Origin of the sequence: Oerskovia flava, assembly GCF_026163685.1 — a bacterium.
Lineage (GTDB): Bacteria > Actinomycetota > Actinomycetes > Actinomycetales > Cellulomonadaceae > Oerskovia_A > Oerskovia_A flava.
The window spans coordinates 1-17,301 of record NZ_JAOXSR010000012.1; the positions used below are offsets into that span (position 1 = coordinate 1).

The window sequence follows — 17,301 nt, forward strand, 5'->3', positions numbered from 1 at the left end:
GCCGGCTTCGATGTCGAGGCAGCGCCCGGAGGCGGGGTTCTTCAGGGTTCCGTTGTTCTGGTGGACCCATTGCTGGGAGGGGTAGCCCCCGCAGTCCCACAGGTGGGCCTTGGTGCCGTTGGTGGTGCCGCCGGCGACGAGGTCGAGGCACTTGCCGCCGGACTTGAGCGCGGTGCCGTCGAGGGTCCAGTTCATGGCGTCGGCGGTGGTGTTACAGGTCCACTGCTGGATCGCGGTGCCGTTGGTGGTGCCACCGCCGGCGCGGTCGATGCACTTGCCGGACTTGGCGTTCTCGATCTGAGCGTCCGTCGAGGGGTCGGTCGGGTCGGTCGGCTCAGTGGGGTCGGTCGGCTCGGGGTCAGGGTCGGGGTGAGGGTTCCCGGTGCCGCCGTCGAAGGTTACGTCGCTGCACAGGAAGTACTTCTGGTCCATGTGCGACGCCTTCCAGACGGTCACTACGACGTGGCGCCCGCTGTATCCCGACGTGGTCACGTCGGTGACGTAGTGCGCCTGATAGCCGTAGCTGCCGGTCTTCTTGACCAGCTCCAGGTCGTCCCAGCCGATCTGCTCGTACAGGGGGTCGAAGCCCTGCTTCGTGACGTAGACCTCGAGCCAGTCGGCGCCGTGCTGAGCTTCGTCGTAGAGGTCGACGGTGAAGTTGGAGCCGATGCTCTTGGCTACCCATGGGCCGGGGCGGTCGAGCGCTGCGTAGTCGGTCTCGCCGTATCCGCCGGCGCTGCAGATGCGGCCGTCGGGGATGACCTGCTTGTAGTCGTCCCCGGTGTTGTTGGCGTAGACGGCCTTCCACGCTGTGATGGCGTTGGGGTTCTCGTGGTATGTCCGGTAGCACATAGGGTCCTGAGCCTGGTCCGGCTCGTTGCTGCCCCAGCGCTGCAGGCAGCCGTAGTTGCGGGTCTCGGGGGCGATGACCGAGCCGTGCGCAGACGCCTGTGGAGCCTGTGCGACGACGACGAGGGCCATGCCCATCAAGATGGTCAGGAGTGCGGCGACGCCCATCGCGATGGCGCGGGACGCGGGTGCGAACAAGTGGTTCATGAGGTCGTTCCTTCGGTTCTCGGCTGTCAGCGGTTGAGCTGACAGGTCGTGCCTGGGGATGACGAGCCTGCGGATGGGATCAGGCATTGCTGCTGTCACTTGTGGTGATCCGTGCAGCGGACTTGGGCCGTGCCGTGAGGGTGATCGGCCCGGCGAGGGCCCACCGGCCGGGGCCGAGGGCTGCGACGAGCAGGAAGGCCCAACAGAACAGCGCGGCTTGTTCGCCACCGTTCTGCAGGGGAAGCAGCCCGTCGGGCTGGTGGTGGACGAAGTAGGCGTAGGCCATCGAGCCGGAGCAGACGACCGCGGCCAGGCGTGTCGCCACGCCGAGCATCACGAGCGTGCCGCCGACCAGCTGGATCAGCGCGGCCCACCAGCCTGGCCACTGGCCGATGGCGGGGCTCGGGCCGTGTCCTCCGCCGAGTACGCCGAACAGGGTTGCGGCGCCGTGGCATGCGAAGAGCAGCCCGACGACGATCCGGAAGAGGGCGAGGACGGAACCTTGCGGTGATGAACGCTCCTGCACAGTGAGCGCTCCTTTCAGGAACGGGTAGGTGCGGGACGGAGTGTGGAGGTGGCCGCCGGGACAGGCGAGCGCCGACGGCCACCTCGCTGAGTCAGGTCAGGTGGTGATGGTCCACTTCTGGCTGTCCCAGGTGCCGCAGTCCCACAGGTGCAGGCGTGCGCCGTTGGCGGTGGCGCCGGCTTCGATGTCGAGGCAGCGCCCGGAGGCGGGGTTCTTCAGGGTTCCGTTGTTCTGGTGGACCCATTGCTGGGAGGGGTAGCCCCCGCAGTCCCACAGGTGGGCCTTGGTGCCGTTGGTGGTGCCGCCGGCGACGAGGTCGAGGCACTTGCCGCCGGACTTGAGCGCGGTGCCGTCGAGGGTCCAGTTCATGGCGTCGGCGGTGGTGTTACAGGTCCACTGCTGGATCGCGGTGCCGTTGGTGGTGCCGCCGCCGGTACGGTCGATGCACTTGCCGGACTTGGCGTTGATGACCTGGTGGGTGCCGATGCCTGGCCCGGGGTCGGGGTTGGGGTTGGTTGTGCCCGTGCCCCAGGCGTTCCAGCTGTCCCAGGTGTCCGCGTCGAAGCCGATCCGGCCGAGCTTGTCGGCGGACCAGTTCGTGCCGGCCTTGTCGATCGTGACCCCGCCGACGGTGTAGTTCTCGACCTTGATGCCGCGGGAGTTGGTGGTCTCGTTGCCGATGGTGACCTTCTGCCCGTCGGCGTTGGTGTACCGCTTGAGGTGGCTGACCTGGGAGGAGGGGTCCAGGCCGTTCCAGCCGTCGATCTTGAGGTTCTTGATGTGGATGTTCTCGGTGTTCGACAGGGCGTAGATGCGCAGTGCGCAGTTGGTGGTGCCCTCGACGGTGATGTTCTCGAACCGCATGTTGCGCACCGTGGTCCCGGGGTTCGCCGTCTTCGTCGAGCCCATGTCTTCCCAGTGGGAGGAGGAGTTGAGGATGCAGGTGTTGTACTTCACGTCCTTCCAGAACATGCGGTTGTGGATGACGTGGGTGTTGGTGACGACGACGTTGTCGATGTTGCGGGGGGTCCAGCCCCACTGGATGACGGGCCCGTTCTCGTTCTTCCAGATGACGGTGTCGTCGATGTTCACGTCGGAGTGGTACATCTTCAGCACGTCGTCGTTGGCGTGGAAGAACGTGTTCTTCATGGTGCTGCCGCGGTAGAGCTCGATCCCGTCGGTCTGCCAGTACCAGGACCCGACCTGCTTGTAGTTGTTCACGCGCATGGAGAACTTGTCCTCGTTGCCGTAGACGACGAACGAGTGGTAGGGCGGCTCGTTGATCGTGACGCCCTGCAGGTCGAGGTGCTGCTGGGCGTCAGAGGACTCGAACTGCAGCATCTTCACGCAGGTGGCGTGGCAGTTGGAGTCGCCGCTGAGGTGGTTGTAGTTGTTGCGGGTGTCGGCCTCGTAGACGTACTGCTCACCGGACAGCACGCCGTATCCGGTGACCTTGTACAGGCCCTGGGTGGCGTGGAAGAACCGGAAGCCGCCCTTCACGTAGGCGCCAGGTGCGAGGTAGACCCACTTGACGTTGGCAGGCAGGACAGCGTGGTAGTTCGACCCCATGGAGTAGGTGCCGGGCCGGAAGTAGATGATGTCCTGGGTGACGTCGTTGAGGTTGGTGACCTGCCCGGGGCTCGGGTAGTGGATGCTGCCGGACGCCTCGGTGGGGACAAGGCGTTCCTTCTCAGAACCGGTGAGCAGGGGTTCGGCGAAGACGAGCACGGAGTTGCGTGGCTCGGTGTGGATTGCGCGGTTGCCCGAGGAGTTGGTGGTGAGGTTGCCGCTGGCACCGGCCATGTCGTTGTACGCGGTGTACAGCTGCGGGTCGAACTCGACGGAGAAGCGATGGCCGGTCGAGGTGTAGGGCACCTTGATACGGACGGTCGAGCCGTTGACCAGCTGCTTGTCGAAGTTCAGGTGACGCGGCCGGATGGTGACCTGGTCAGCGGAGGTGAGGCTCTGCCCGGTGCGCAGAGTGACGTCGACCCACACGTCGGTGGCGTACTCGAAGCTCGACCAGCTCATGGTCAGGTTGGCGCTGGAGGAGAACTCGGCGCCGTCCTCCTTCGAGTACCCGATCTTGCCCTTGCCGCTGCGCGGGATGGACATGTACGTGAACGAGTCGTACCGGGTGCCCGGCGCGCCGGCGGTGGCGACCTGGACGTCGTAGAACGACGAGCGGCGCACCTTGTCGCTGGCCGTAGGGCTGGTGGTGTTGAACTCGTAGTTGTCGTGCCACCAGGTCTGCAGCTGGGCGTTGTCGGCCGTCGATGCCGGGTCTGCGGCGGCCGGTGCGGCGAGACCGGCGAGCGGCACCGCGGCGGCTACCGGCGGGGCGGGTTGTGCGGATGCGGGTGCGACCAGGGCTGTGCCGGTGATCAGGACCGCTGCGGCGAGTGCGACGAGGCGTCGTCGATGACGCGGGTGTCGGTGCATGATGGGTTCCTCTCCTTCGAGGGTCGGGGTGTTGCTCCCGTTTCAGCTCCTGGGGGAGCCGTGCGCCCGCGGTTGCGGGCGGCCGGCGGCACGGGCACGGCTATGCCCGTGCCGCCGGTGGTCGGTGATCGAGCCCTCCTCCGTCGACGACGACGTCGGCGCGCCCGGCGTGGCGCTCAGGAGGTCTCGTACTTGCGCGGCCCGGTGCCGCCGGACGGCACAGGGCCGCGCTGGTCGGCCGCAGGGGTCAGCAGTCGTGTCCGTCGTGGGGGACGTGCGACGTCGTGCCGCCGGCCAGGTTCGGTCGGGCGGTGGTGGTGACGGTGGCGATCCCGGCGTCGATCGACGTGGTGCGTGCGGCGAACGACTGGAAGGCGTTCGCGCCGGGCTTCACGTGGGGGAACGTCTTGGTTCCGTAGGCGGTGCTCAGCGTGATCGAGAGCGGGCTGTCACTGGTGTTCTCCGCGCGTACGACGACGTACGTCTTGCCGGCCAGGCACCGGGTGCTGGTCGTGACGTCCACGACAGCACCCTCGTCCGTGTCGAGTCCCACGTAGGGCAGGACGACCGGGCCGCGGGTCCAGTCCATGGCGGTGGCCTGGTTGGTCGAGGCGGAGATGACGTCGAACGCGTTGCTGTCGGAGGTGTCGGTGTCTCGGGCCTGGTTCGTGTCGGTCCAGTCACCGGCGCCTCCGCCGCCGCGGTAGGGCCCGACGAAGGCGGGGCAGCCGGTGCCCTGCCAGCACTGGGCGCTGTAGATCGGGCGCACGTTGCCGATGCCTTCGCCGTCTTCGGCGGCGCTGAACATGGAGACCTGGTAGCCGGCGGTGCGCAGGTCGACTTCGTCGAGCGCGTCGGCGGGAACCGAGCTGATGATCTTGCCGCTGGGGATGACAGTCAGCTGGGCGTCGGCGACCCGGGTGAGGTCGGCGTCGTAGGTTCCGCCGCCGAGGCGTGAGGAGTCGTTGCGTCCGTCCGCGACGACGGCGTACTGCCACGGACCGGCGGCGGAGGTGTTCGTCCCCGGGAGCAGGGGCGTGCGTGCTCTCGAGAACCCGTCGCTGAGGTAGATGTTCACCCGCTGGGTGCTCATGCCGTTGCCGCCCCAGGGGTTGCGGATCTCTCCGGCGGTGGAGACCACGAACCGGACGGTGTCACCGTCCTCGTACACGTCGAGTCCGGTCAGGTCGAAGCTGCCCGGGTTGAAAGCCCCGTCGGAGGGGTAGAGGTAGCTGCCAGGTCCGTGGTCGTCGCCGGCCGGGTCCGGGATGGTGCCCACCTTGGTCCCGAAAGCGTAGATCGTGAACCGCTGCACGTTCATCACGCCGTTGTCTCCCACGGCCGTGACACGCACGCGGTTGGTGATCTGGTCGAGATCGATGTCTGCGGAGAACTGTCCGCCGGTCAGGGTCGCGGGGGTGTCGGTGCCGTTGACGGAGAGGGTGAGCTCGGCGGCGTCCGTGGTGCCGGTGACGCGCAGTGTCCTCGTCGAGGTGGTCTGGCCGTCCTGCAGCCCGTCGAGGGTCAGGGTCGGGGCGTCGCCGGTGGGCTGGTCGTCGCTGGTGGCGTTCCAGCTGTCCCAGGTGTCGGCGTCGAAGTCGAGCCGGCCGAGCTCGTCGGAGGCCCAGTTGTCACCGGCCTTGAGGATCGGGATGCCTCCCACGGTGTAGTTGTGCAGCAGGAGGCCGTCGCCATCCGTGACCTCGTTGCCGATGGTCACCTTGGTCCCGGTCGGGTCGGTGTACCGCTTGAGCAGGTTGACCTGCCCGGACGCGTCGAGCTCGTTCCACCCGTCGATGTGCAGCCCGTTGATCTCGACGTTCTGCGTGTTCGACAGGGCGAAGACGCGCAGTGCGCAGTTCGTGGCGCCCTCGACGCGGGTGTCGGTGAACCGCATGTTCTTCACCGTCGTGGCCGTGTCGGCGCGGTCGGTAGCGCCCATGTCCTCCCAGTGGGAGGAAGAGTTGAAGATGCAGGTGTTGTACTTGGTGTCCTTCCAGTACATCCGGTTGTGGATGATGTCGGTGTTGATGACGGTCACGTCTTCGATGTCGCGGGGGGTCCACCCCCACTGGATGACGGGGCCGTTCTCGTTCTTCCAGATGACGGTGTTCTCGATGTGCACGTCGGAGTGGTACATCTTCAGGACGTCGTCGTTGGCGTGGAAGAACGTGTTCCTCATCCGCCCGCCGTCGTAGAGCTCGATCCCGTCGGTCTGCCAGTACCAGGACCCGACCTGCTTGTAGTTCTCCACGTTCATCTGGAACCGCTCGACACCTACCTCGGTGTCACCGTCGTGGGCGTACACGACGAACGAGTGGTACGGAGGTTCGTTGATCGTGACGCCCTGGATGTCGAGGGTCTGCTGTGCGTCGGAGGACTCGAACTGCAGCATCTTCACGCAGGTCACGTGGCAGTTGTCATTGACGTTGTGCTCGTAGCCGTTGGTGGTGTCCGCCTCGTACACGTACTGCTCGCCGGAGAGGACCCCGAGACCGGTGACCTTGTACTGCGACTGGTTGTCGTGCAGGAACCGGAACGCACCCTTCACGTATGCACCGGGCGCCAGGTACACCCACCTGACGTTCTCGGGGAGCACGGCGTGGTAGGCGGAACCCATCGAGTAGGTCCCGGGACCGAAGTAGATGATCTCTTCGGTGATGTCATCGAGGTTCGTCACGGAGCCCGGCTGAGGTCGGTAGATGGACCCGGACTCCTCGGTGGGGATGGTGCGCTCGGCTTCGGCGGCGGACGGCTTGGCGTTGGCAAAGATCAGCATCGCGTTCTGCGGCTCGGTGCTGATCGCACGGTTGCCTGCCGCGTCGGTAGTGAGCGTGCCGCTGCTCCCGGACATGTCGTTGTATGCGGTGATCAGCTGCGGCTCGAACTCGACCGAGAACCGGTACCCGTCCTCGCTGAAGGGCACCTTGACACGAATCGTGGACTCGTCGACCAGCTGCTTGTCGAGCGCGAGATCGGTGGGGCGGATGGTGACCTGTTCGGCGGACGTGATCGCCTGGCCTGTCTTGAGCGTGACGTCGACCCACACATCGGTGGCGTACTCGAAGCTCGACCAGCTCATCGTCAGGTCTGCCGAGGAGGAGAATTCGGCGCCGTCCTCCTCGGTGTAGCCGAGCTTGCCGTTGCCGCTCCGGGGGACGCTCGTGTACACGAACGAGTCGTAGGTCGTGTCCGGGTCTGAAGCCGTGGTGACCTTCGTGTCGTAGAACTCTGACTGGCGGACCTGGTGGTCGCTGACCGGGTTCGTGGTGGGGGCAGCATTGTCGTGCCACCAGGTGTGCAACTGATCGGTGTCCGCCGTACTGGCCTCGGCCGTTGCTGCTGGAGCGGGATCGATCGTGGCCGTAGAGGGTGCCGCCGAGGAGGGCGTGGCGAGCAGGAGACCGGCGAGCAGGACGGCGATGCTGACGGACGCCGTCCCCGTGGCTCGTGGGGTTCGGGCAGTATGCATAGTGGTTCCACTCCTAGGGGGTAGGGCGGTGTGATCGGTCATGCTCCCGGGAGGGAGCCGTGCGCCCGCGATGCGGGCCGCCGGTGGTGCGGGCACGGCAATGCCCGCACCACCGGTGCTGGTCAGGTGTACGTCGGGATGAAGCCGGATGGCATGCGCTCCTCCTTGAGCGGGTCATCGACAGTGATGTGGGTGCGACTCATCGCCGCGCGTCCCCAGCAGGGGTGCGCGGATCGAGCTCTTCGGGTCAGTGTCGGGGCAGGTCGGACAGGACTGTTCGCTGGATGGCCACGGCAGCAGCGCCGCGACCCCACAGGGTCGGGTCGTCGTCGAGAATGCGCAGGTCGAGGGGTGAGGCCTCGGGCTGCCGTGCCTGGTCGATGCCGGCGCGCAGCCTCTGCTCTCCCACGCGAGCGAGGCGGATGCCCTCACCGGTGAGCAGGATGCGCTCAGGCTGGGCGATGTTCGCGACGGCGGCGATCAACGTGCCGAAGGCGTGAGCCGAGCGCCCGATGATCTGGTCAGCCAGCGGGTTGCCGGCTGCAGCGAGATCGAGGACTTCGTCGTAGGTGACGGCGTGTCCAAGGACCATCGCGGCTTGGGTGTGGATCGCCTCGGTGGACAGCATCGCGTCGGCGCATCCGCGGTGCCCTTCGGGGCAGGAGGGGCCGAGCGGGTCGAGCGGGAAGTGGCCGAGGAGACCAATGCCGGAGTCTGGGCCCGTGACCAGCCGGTCGTGGATGACTAGCCCGCCGCCGACGCCGGCACCGATGGTCAGCGCGGCAAAGCTATGCACGTCCCGTCCGTCGCCGAACCAGTGCTCGGCTTCCATGAGTGCGTCCAGGTCGTTGGCGATCACCGTCGGGTGGCCCGTGCGTTCTGCCAGGAGCAGCCCGAGGTCGACATCGTGCCAGTGAAGGAACGGCGCACGCTGGACGAGCGTGAAGTCGCGCACGGAGCCACCGAGCCCGACGCCGACGGCCGCCGGAGCGTGGCCGACGGTGAGGTCGGACACGAGCGCAGCAAGGGCATCGACGACCGACGCCGGGTCCTGAGTCGTGATCTCTTGCGCGCTGGTCGCCAAGACATCCGCCCGCAAGTTCGTCAGCACACCGTAGGCGCGAGAACCCGTGAGCTTGATGCCCACGAACTGCTGTAGATCCGCGTCCACGTCCAGGGGCTGCAGAGGTCTTCCACCCCCCTGTACGTGTACCTCGCGCACCTCGTGGAGGACACCTGTGTCCAGCAGCGGCTTGGTGATGCGCGTCAGGCTCGGGGTCGACAGATCGAGGCGCCGGGCCAGCTCGGTGCGCGCGAGCGGGCCGTGGAGCAGCACCTCCAACGCCACGCGGCGGGAGGTGGGCGACAACGGCGTCCAGGGTGATGCGGTGTCCAGCACCTGCGCTCCTCACTGAGTTGGTCAACACTCAGATAATACCGACACGAAACTCGGGTGCAACCCGGTCTCGTGACTGAACCGTGACTTTGCCAGGCTTGACGTGGGCTCCCGGTCTCCTGGTTAATGTTGCCACGAAGAAAACCTTCGTCTCGGATCGAAGGGGAACCCTGGCGGCGTCGACGACGCGGCTGGGCCGAGAGCAGGACGACGACGTCGTCGACTCAGGAGGTACGGAATGCGTAAGTACACGGCGGTGCTGGCTGCTGGTTCGCTCGTTCTCGCGCTAGGCCTTGGTGCCTGCTCGACCAGCGGGGACGATGCTGGGGGCGCCGAGGACGGCAAGACGCTCAAGATCTGGTGGTGGGAGAACGATGACTCCGCCCTGTCGCAGGCCTGGGACACGGCGATCGACATCTTCGAAGAGGAGCACCCAGGCGTCGAGGTGCAGTTCGAGCTCAAGACCTACGAGCAGATGCAGCAGTCGGGGCAGCTCATCCTCGACTCGAACGACGCTCCGGACGTGCTGGAGTACCTCAAGGGCAACGCCACGGCGGGAGTTGTCTCCAAAGCAGGCTTGCTGACCGACCTGACCGACGTCGCCGTCGAGCGCGGCTGGGACGTGGAGAACACCGCGCAGGATGTCGGCCTGTACGAGGACGGGATCATGGGATCCGGCCAGCGATACGGGGTGACGAACTACGGCGAGTACGTCGGTCTGTTCTACAACACCGACATGCTCACCGAGTACGACCTGGACACGCCGGAGACGCTCGCCGACCTCGAGACGATCATGCAGACGTTCGTGGACGACGGCATCACTCCGCTCGCGCTCGGCTCGGCGGACTACCCGGGCCCGCATCTGCTGTACGCACTGGCCCTGTCCCACATGGACGACGACTCGCTCGCCGCGTTCCAGCAGTTCACGGGCGAGCCTGATTGGACGGCCTGGGAGCGCGCCGCGACAACCTTCACCGAGTGGGTCGACAAGGGATACATCAGCACCGATTCCACTGGTATCCCCGCGCAGGACTCGGGCAACGCGTTCGTCGCGGGCCAGTACCCGCTGTTCTACTCCGGCACCTGGTGGGCGGGTAGCTTCACCGCAGACATCACCGACTTCGCGTGGAACCAGGTCCTCTTCCCAGGGAACGACCTGCACCCGGGCTCGGGCGGCAACCTGTGGGTCGTGCCGGCCAAGGCGAAGAACAAGGAACTCGCCTACGACTTCATCGAGATCACCCAGCGACCGGAGGTGCAGAACCAGCTCGGTGACCTGGGAGGTGTTCCGGTGGCCGCTGGGGACAGCGGAGTGAGCGAGCCGGTCGGCCAGCTCGTCACCGCCCGGTTCAGCGAACTGCTCTCGGGAGAAGGCGGCAAGCTCGCCTGGTACCCCGACTGGCCGGTCGCCGGACTCAACGACGTCCTGATCGCCCAGACCTCGGACCTGGTCCAGGGCAACGTCGAGCCGGCGCAAGTGGCGTCGAACATCCAGGCCGCCTACGACGCCGGAAAGCCGCAGGGCTGAACTCGTCTGCACCAGATCCGGTGGCGCGAGCCAGAGCTCGCGCCACCGGGTCACGAAGGAAACGACAATGACCTCGTTGCCCAGCATGTCCGCCCGCGCGCGTCGTAGCCTCACCACTGAGCGTCCTTCCGGGTACTGGTGGTACATCGTCCCGGGAGCCCTCGGCTTCCTCGCCGTGGTGCTCGTCCCGTTCGGGATGAACATCTTCTACAGCCTGACGGCATGGAGCGGCGTCGGCGATCCGCAGTTCGTCGGTCTGGACAACTACGCCCAGCTGATGGGCGACGCCACGTTCTGGACCTCCTTCCGCAACAGCGCCTTCTTCGTCGTCGCGATGGCGATCTTTCCCACCGCGATCGGCGTGCTCGTAGCCGCGGTCCTCTTCGACTTCATCGCCCCGAGGTTCGGTGCTCGGACCTCGAGTCTGCTGCGCGCACTGTTCTACCTCCCGCAGATCTTGCCGATCGCTGTCGCCGGCGTGCTGTGGAAGTGGATGTACCAACCCGAGTACGGAATCATCAACACCTTGTTCAGCTCGGTCGGCCTCGACGGGCTACGACAGAACTGGCTCGGAGACTCCGATCTGGCCATCTACTCGGTGATGAACGTACTCATCTGGCTACAGATCGGATACACGGTCGTGCTGTTCATGGCCGGCTTGTCTCGTGTGGACCCGGCTCTGCACGAGGCCGCCGAACTCGACGGAGCAGGGTGGTGGCAGCGGTTCCGCATGATCACCCTTGTCCAGCTGCGGCCCGAAATCGCGGTCGTCCTCATCACCACGTCGGTGGCGGCGCTCAAGGTGTTCGCGCCGATCTTCGTCCTGACCCGTGGTGGGCCCGGAACAAGCACGATCGTGCCTGCGTACTTCTCCTTCTCCAACTTCTTCACCACGACCCGTGTGGGGTATGGCGCTGCGGTCGCCACCGTCCTGGCTTTGCTGGTGACGATCATCGCGGTCGCCCTGTTGCGCTACCAGACCCGCACCACGGAAGGGTTCGACGATGACGGTCGATAAGCTCACCCGCAACGCTGTCGCCTCGCCAGACGGCTCAGTGCCTCCTGCACCCTCAGCGCCACTGCGGCAGCGCGGTGGAGCACGTACGCGCCGTCGGGTCAGCGGCTGGGTCGTGCTCATCACGCTCAGCGTGGTGGCGCTGCTGATGATCTTCCCGTTCTGGATTGCGCTGATCAACGGCTTCAAGCCCGCCGGCGAGTACATCCAGTCCGGCCCGATCTCGATACCCACAGAACTCGACTTCTCCGCGCTGGTCGACTTCTGGCGAGGAGTCGATTTCAACCGGAAGCTGCTCAACAGCGTGGTCATCTCCGGCAGCGTCGCACTCATTGCGGCAGCGCTGTCCCTTCTGAGCGCGTTCGCGATCGGCATCGGCAAGCTCAGGGGCCGGGTGTGGATCCTCGCGGTCTTCATGGTTGCTTTCACCATTCCGCAGGAGGCCCTGGTCTACCCGTTGTTCGTGCTCACGCGCGACCTGGGGCTGTACGACACCCTGACCGGCATCATCATCATCCTCGCCGTACTGCAGAGCGCATTCGGAACCTACATGCTCTCCTCGGTCCTGGGTGCCTTCCCCAAAGAAGTGCTCGAGGCTGCACGCCTGGACGGCGCGAGTCGGCGGCAGATCCTCGGGCGGGTCGTCCTGCCGCTGACCCGCCCCACACTGTCGGTGCTCGTCACCTTCTTCTTCATCTGGACCTGGAACGACTTCTTCCTGCCCCTCATCCTGCTTCCCTCGGCGAAGAACCAGACCGTCTCGGTCTCTCTCGGCGCACTGTCTGGGCAGTACACCTCGGACCCCACTGCGCTCGCCGCGGCTTCGCTGGCCGGCATCCTGCCCGCCCTGGTGTTCTTCCTCATTTTCCAGCGCACCCTTATGCGCGGCGTCAACCTCGGCGCTATCAAGTAGCACACCACCTACCCTCCTGGCCTGGTGCCCACCGCCCCGGTCACCGGGCCAGGAGATCGCTCGGGCCCAGCAGAACACCGGCCCGCCCGACACACCTCACAAGGACCGCCATGACGCTCACCCAGCCCGACCACGCCGCCACCACCACCGACCCCCAGTGGTGGAAGAGCGCCGTGGTCTACCAGATCTATCCCCGTTCCTTCGCCGACTCGAACGCGGACGGCGTCGGCGACCTGCGCGGCATCCGCTCCCGCCTCGACCACCTGCAGCGGCTAGGTATCGACGTCATCTGGCTCTCACCGATCTACCGCTCACCGCACGCCGACAACGGCTACGACATCAGCGACTACCAGGGCATCGACCCCACCTTCGGCACCCTCGCCGACTTCGACGCACTCCTCGCCGACGTGCACGCGCGCGGCATGAAGCTCGTCATGGACCTCGTCGTCAACCACACCAGCGACGAGCACCCCTGGTTCGTGGAGTCACGCTCGAGCATCGACAACCCCAAGCGCGACTGGTATTGGTGGCGACCAGCCCGTGACGGCTTCGCACCCGGCGACCCCGGTGCCGAGCCGACCAACTGGGAGTCCTTCTTCTCCGGCCCCACCTGGACCCTCGACGAGTCGACCGGCGAGTACTACCTGCACCTGTTCGACCCCAAGCAGCCCGACCTCAACTGGGAGAACCCCGAGGTCCGCCACGCCGTCTACGACATGATGCGCTGGTGGCTCGACCGCGGTGTCGACGGTTTCCGCATGGACGTCATCAACCTCGTCTCCAAGGACACCGCTCTGCCCGACGGTGCACCCGGCGCAACCGGACTCGGCAACGGCTTCCCCCACTACGCCAACGGGCCTCGCATCCACGAGTTCATGCAGGAGATGCACCGCGAGGTCTTCGACGGACGAGACGGGCAGTACCTCACCGTCGGGGAGATGCCCGGCGTCACCTGGCAGGACGCGGTCCTGTTCACCGACCCGGCGCGGCGCGAGCTCGACATGGTGTTCCAGTTCGAGCACGTCAACCTCGACCACGGACCCGCCGGGAAGTTCGACCCCCAGCCCCTGGCGCTGCGCGACCTCAAGGCGTCCCTCGGACGCTGGCAGCACGAGCTCGGAACGACCGGCTGGAACAGCCTCTACCTCGGCAATCACGACCAGCCACGCAGCGTCTCCCGGTTCGGTGACGACGGCGAGCACTGGCGAAGCTCTGCGACCGCCCTGGCGACCGTCCTGCACCTGCACCGCGGCACCCCGTACGTCTACCAGGGCGAAGAGATCGGCATGACCAACGCCCCGTTCAGCGGCGTCTCCGCGCTGCGTGACGTCGAATCACTCAACCACTACCACCGTGCCATCGCCGCCGGCGCAGACCCCGACGCAGTCATGGCCGCGCTGCGCACCATGGGTCGTGACAACGCCCGCACACCCGTCCAATGGGACGGTACGCCCCAGGCCGGATTCACCACGGCCACCCCCTGGATCGCGGTCAACCCCAACCATGCCTGGCTCAACGCCGCAGCCCAGTACGACGACCCCGACTCTGTCTACAACCACTACCGACGCCTCATTGAACTACGCCACACCCAGCCTGTCGTCGCTCACGGTGACTTCATCATGCTCCTCGCAGACCACCCGAGCGTGTACGCCTATCAGCGCCACCACGAGGACACCACACTGCTCGTCGTGGCGAACCTCGCCGGCGAGGCAATCGACATCGAGCTGGACGTCGTGGCGTACCACCTGCTCCTGAGCAACGCCGACGACTACACGGCGCCCATCGACGAGCAGCTCACGCTCCAGCCCTGGGAGGCCAGGGTCTACATCACGACATCCCCCCGGTGACGGTGGGCGGCCGCACGTCATGGCCGTGCCGCGTGCAGCAGTGACGGCCGTACTGTCATCGCTGTGACCACGAAGTTGACTACTGGGACGTCCTTCGCGATGAGGCCAGCTCGATGGAGACTCTGTTCGCGGTCTTCGCCAACGTCCTGGAACTCGACGGGCAGGGCGAGCCGGTGAACGAGAAGTACGCCGGGCGACGAGCTGCGACGTGGCTCTACCGGTACTGCACGGGCCGCATGCCCGAGGGCGAGGCAGAGCTCGAGAGTTGGGAAGTCGCGCTCTACTGACATCCAAGAGTCAGCCGTGCACCAGGCGATGATCGCGGCCACGGCGACGGCGCCGTGGTACATGGTGGCGTGCGCGTCGTAGCGGGTGGCCGGCCACCGGCTGATTCGTCGCGCTGGCGGTCGGCTTCTGGTCATCGCGCGCTGGGGCCACGGCCCGGACGCCGCAGGCGCGGAAGTCACGCAAATGACCTACCCCACGCCCAGAGCGGTGCGCGCATGGCGGTAATGCGCACACATGCGAGGATACTGACACAGCCGACACGCGTCGACCGGATCGGAGTCGGGTGATGCAGCAGCGACCGCATCGGGTGATGGTCCTGGTGCTCGACGGGGCGCGCCCGCTGGACGTCGGGATCCCGACGGAGGTGTTCCATCCGGAGACGGGGTTCCCCTACGAGGTGTCGGCATGCGGGGTCACCGCCGGTACTGTGCCGGCCGACGGGAACTTCGGCTTCGCGGTCCCGCGGGGCCTGGACGCGCTCGCCGACGCCGACACGATCGTCGTCCCGGGGTACGCACCGGCGGGTCGGCCGATACCAGTGGCGGTGACCGAAGCGCTCCGGAGCGCCGCGTCCCGCGGAGCACGCGTCGTGTCGATCTGCTACGGCGCGTTCGCCCTCGCCGATGCCGGGCTGCTCGACGGCCTGAGGGCGACGACGCACTGGGACGCGGCGGCGAAGCTCGCGGATCGGCACCCGCAGATCACGGTCGAGCCGAACGTGCTCTTCGTCGACGAGGGGTCCATCCTCACCTCGGCGGGGGCCGCCGCCGGTCTCGACCTGTGCCTGCACCTCGTCCGGCGCGACCTCGGCGTGAGCGCGGCGAACGACATCGCGCGCGGGCTCGTCACCGCGCCCTACCGGACCGGGGGCCAGGCCCAGTACCTGCCGAAGGCCAGCGCGGCATCCCGTGGCGAGACCCTCGCCGCGACGCGTGAATGGGCGATGGCGCGGCTCGGAGAGCAGCTGACGATCGCCGAGCTCGCCGCACACGCACGGATGTCGCCCCGCACGTTCTTGCGCCGCTTCGCCGAGGAGACCGGCCGCACCCCGCTGCAGTGGATCCTCCGGGCGCGGGTCGACACGGCCCGCGAACTCCTGGAGAGCACGAGGCTGTCGGTGGACCGCATCGCGGAAGAGGTCGGCCTGGGCACCGGGTCGAACCTCCGGCTGCACTTCCGCCGCCTCCTGGACGTGACACCCTCGGAGTACCGGGCCACCTTCTCCGGGCGGGGATGAACCACCGCGATCATGGCTCGAGTGCCTGGAGCGTTCCGCGACGAGACGCGACAGCTCACGCTCCGGCGTCCGCACCGTCGACGAGCACGGCCCGGTAGGTCGCGCCCTGGAAGCGGTTCTGTGCCACCTCCTGGTACTCCTTGCCGAGGTACCAGTCCTTCGCCGCCGCCGCGTCGGGGAACTGCACGACGACGACGCCTTCGATCGGCGGCCCCTCGAGCACTTCGTGCGGGCCGTAGTCGACGAGGACCTGCACGTCGTGGCCGTCGAACGTGCTGTCGGCGCGTTCCGCGTAGCGGTCGAGGGCTTGCTGATCGGTGGTGGTGTCTCGCTGGAACACGATGTATGCGGTCATGTCGTCGGTCCTCCGTCGTACTCAGCAGGTTGTTGGTTGGGTCATCCCATGCGGTACGGAGACGTCGCTCCGCTCGGTCCCTCTACGAGATGCGAGGGGGAAGCGCAACGGTCTCGCCGGCCACGTCGATCGCGACCTTGCCGCGGAGCGCGTACGACCGCCTGTTCTCCAGGAGCTCGTGAGCCTCGCCCATGCGAGCGAGCGGGAGGGTCGCGCCGATGACCGGCTTCACGAGCCCGCGCTCGACCAGCCTCGTGAGCGCGTCCAGCTTTCCTCGGTTCTGACGCGTGAAGACGAAGTGGTAGGCGGCGTTCCGGCCCCACGCTTCGATGAGGTTCTGCGGCTGCGCGAGGTCGACGATGCTCACGACGCGTCCGGAGTCGGCGAGCGTCAGCGGGCTCCGGGTGAGCGTGTCGCCGCCGATCGTGTCGAGGACGACGTCGACCCCCTCGCCTCGCGTCATCTCGGCCACGGCATCGACGTAGTCCGTCGAGGTGTAGTCGAACGCCGCATCCGCTCCGAGGGAGCGCACGAACTCATGGTCACCGGCTCTCGCGGTGGTGATCACTCGTGCGCCCATCGCCTTCGCGACCTGGATCGCGATCGAGCCGACACCGCCCGTGCCCCCGTGGACGAGGATCGTCTCCGCCACGGTGAGCTGCGCTCGTGTCACCAGGGCTTCCCAGACCGTTCCGCCGACGAGAGTCAGGCTCGCCGCCTCCAGGTGACTGATGTTCGCCGGCTTCCGGCCGACGAGCTCGACGTCGGCGACGTGCTGCTCGGCGTACGAGCCCGGGCCGCCGAAGATGCGGGGCGTGTAGTACACCCCGTCACCGACGCTGAACTCGGTCACGTGAGACCCGACCTCCTCGATCACGCCGGAGATGTCGTGCCCGATGATCGCCGGGAGCGGCACCTGGTCCGCGTAGTCTCCGCGACGGATCTGGAAGTCGAGCGGGTTGACGGCGGTCGCGTGGACGCGCACCCGTACCTGCCGGGGTCCGACCTGCGGTACGGAGACGTCACGCAGTTCGAGAGCATCCGCCCCTCCGAAACGGGCGAGCACAACGGCCTTCATCGAGTCAGTCACTTCGGTGCTCCTCAGCGTGGTTCTGTGCGCACGACGCGCCGGGAATGGTGGCTTCCCAGTCTCGTGTGCACGTTCCACGCGCACCAGTGGCGTGAATGCCAGTATCCGCGAGGATAGTGACAAGCCTACGCATCAG

The 17,301-nt window shown here is 66.9% G+C and carries 12 protein-coding genes and 1 pseudogene; 6 read left to right on the plus strand and 7 right to left on the minus strand.

Features of this window, described 5'->3' with window-relative positions:
- The 5 genes from OHL10_RS16830 to OHL10_RS16850 all read right to left on the minus strand — a co-directional run.
- On the minus strand, positions 1–1,056 hold a 1,056-nt coding region (locus OHL10_RS16830), incomplete at its 3' end, for a lytic polysaccharide monooxygenase (RefSeq protein ID WP_265523400.1).
- Positions 1,057–1,135: 79 nt separating this feature from the next.
- Entirely contained in the window at positions 1,136–1,582 is a 447-nt protein-coding gene (locus OHL10_RS16835; protein ID WP_265523401.1) for a DoxX family protein, read from the minus strand.
- A gap of 96 nt (positions 1,583–1,678) precedes the next feature.
- Positions 1,679–4,024 carry a family 49 glycosyl hydrolase gene (locus OHL10_RS16840; protein ID WP_265523402.1) on the minus strand — a complete coding sequence of 782 codons (2,346 nt, stop codon included), beginning with the start codon at positions 4,022–4,024 and terminating at the stop codon, positions 1,679–1,681.
- 247 nt (positions 4,025–4,271) lie between these two features.
- Positions 4,272–7,496 carry a glucodextranase DOMON-like domain-containing protein gene (locus tag OHL10_RS16845; RefSeq protein ID WP_265523403.1) on the minus strand — a complete coding sequence of 1,075 codons (3,225 nt, stop codon included), beginning with the start codon at positions 7,494–7,496 and terminating at the stop codon, positions 4,272–4,274.
- A gap of 247 nt (positions 7,497–7,743) precedes the next feature.
- On the minus strand, positions 7,744–8,895 hold the full coding sequence (locus OHL10_RS16850; RefSeq protein ID WP_265523404.1) for an ROK family transcriptional regulator: 1,152 nt from the start codon (positions 8,893–8,895) through the stop codon (positions 7,744–7,746).
- 235 nt (positions 8,896–9,130) lie between these two features.
- On the opposite strand from OHL10_RS16850, the gene OHL10_RS16855 reads away from it, so the two are divergent.
- From OHL10_RS16855 to OHL10_RS16880, 6 genes and pseudogenes are all read left to right on the plus strand, one after another.
- Positions 9,131–10,420, plus strand: a complete 1,290-nt coding sequence (locus OHL10_RS16855; RefSeq protein WP_265523405.1) for an ABC transporter substrate-binding protein — start codon at positions 9,131–9,133, stop codon at positions 10,418–10,420.
- 67 nt (positions 10,421–10,487) lie between these two features.
- The gene (locus OHL10_RS16860; protein ID WP_265523406.1) at positions 10,488–11,438 is read left to right on the plus strand and encodes a carbohydrate ABC transporter permease; all 951 of its coding nucleotides are present in this window, start codon (positions 10,488–10,490) and stop codon (positions 11,436–11,438) included.
- Complete coding sequence (locus OHL10_RS16865; protein ID WP_265523407.1) at positions 11,425–12,348, plus strand: carbohydrate ABC transporter permease; 924 nt, start codon at positions 11,425–11,427, stop codon at positions 12,346–12,348. The genes OHL10_RS16860 and OHL10_RS16865 overlap by 14 nt, the downstream gene beginning before the upstream one ends.
- Before the next feature lie 110 nt (positions 12,349–12,458).
- Entirely contained in the window at positions 12,459–14,195 is a 1,737-nt protein-coding gene (locus OHL10_RS16870) for a glycoside hydrolase family 13 protein (protein WP_265523408.1), read from the plus strand.
- An 80-nt stretch (positions 14,196–14,275) separates the two neighbouring features.
- Positions 14,276–14,482: pseudogene (locus OHL10_RS16875) on the plus strand (DUF7677 family protein); the annotation flags it as partial.
- A 287-nt stretch (positions 14,483–14,769) separates the two neighbouring features.
- Positions 14,770–15,720: a helix-turn-helix domain-containing protein gene (locus OHL10_RS16880; RefSeq protein ID WP_265523410.1), complete on the plus strand. Its 951-nt coding sequence runs from the start codon at positions 14,770–14,772 to the stop codon at positions 15,718–15,720.
- A 55-nt stretch (positions 15,721–15,775) separates the two neighbouring features.
- Here OHL10_RS16880 and OHL10_RS16885 read toward each other — a convergent pair whose 3' ends face one another.
- Positions 15,776–16,075, minus strand: coding sequence for a DUF1330 domain-containing protein (locus tag OHL10_RS16885; RefSeq protein WP_265523411.1), 300 nt, complete (start codon positions 16,073–16,075; stop codon positions 15,776–15,778).
- A gap of 82 nt (positions 16,076–16,157) precedes the next feature.
- The gene (locus tag OHL10_RS16890; protein ID WP_265523412.1) at positions 16,158–17,165 is read right to left on the minus strand and encodes a zinc-dependent alcohol dehydrogenase family protein; all 1,008 of its coding nucleotides are present in this window, start codon (positions 17,163–17,165) and stop codon (positions 16,158–16,160) included.
- Positions 17,166–17,301: the final 136 nt, after the last annotated feature.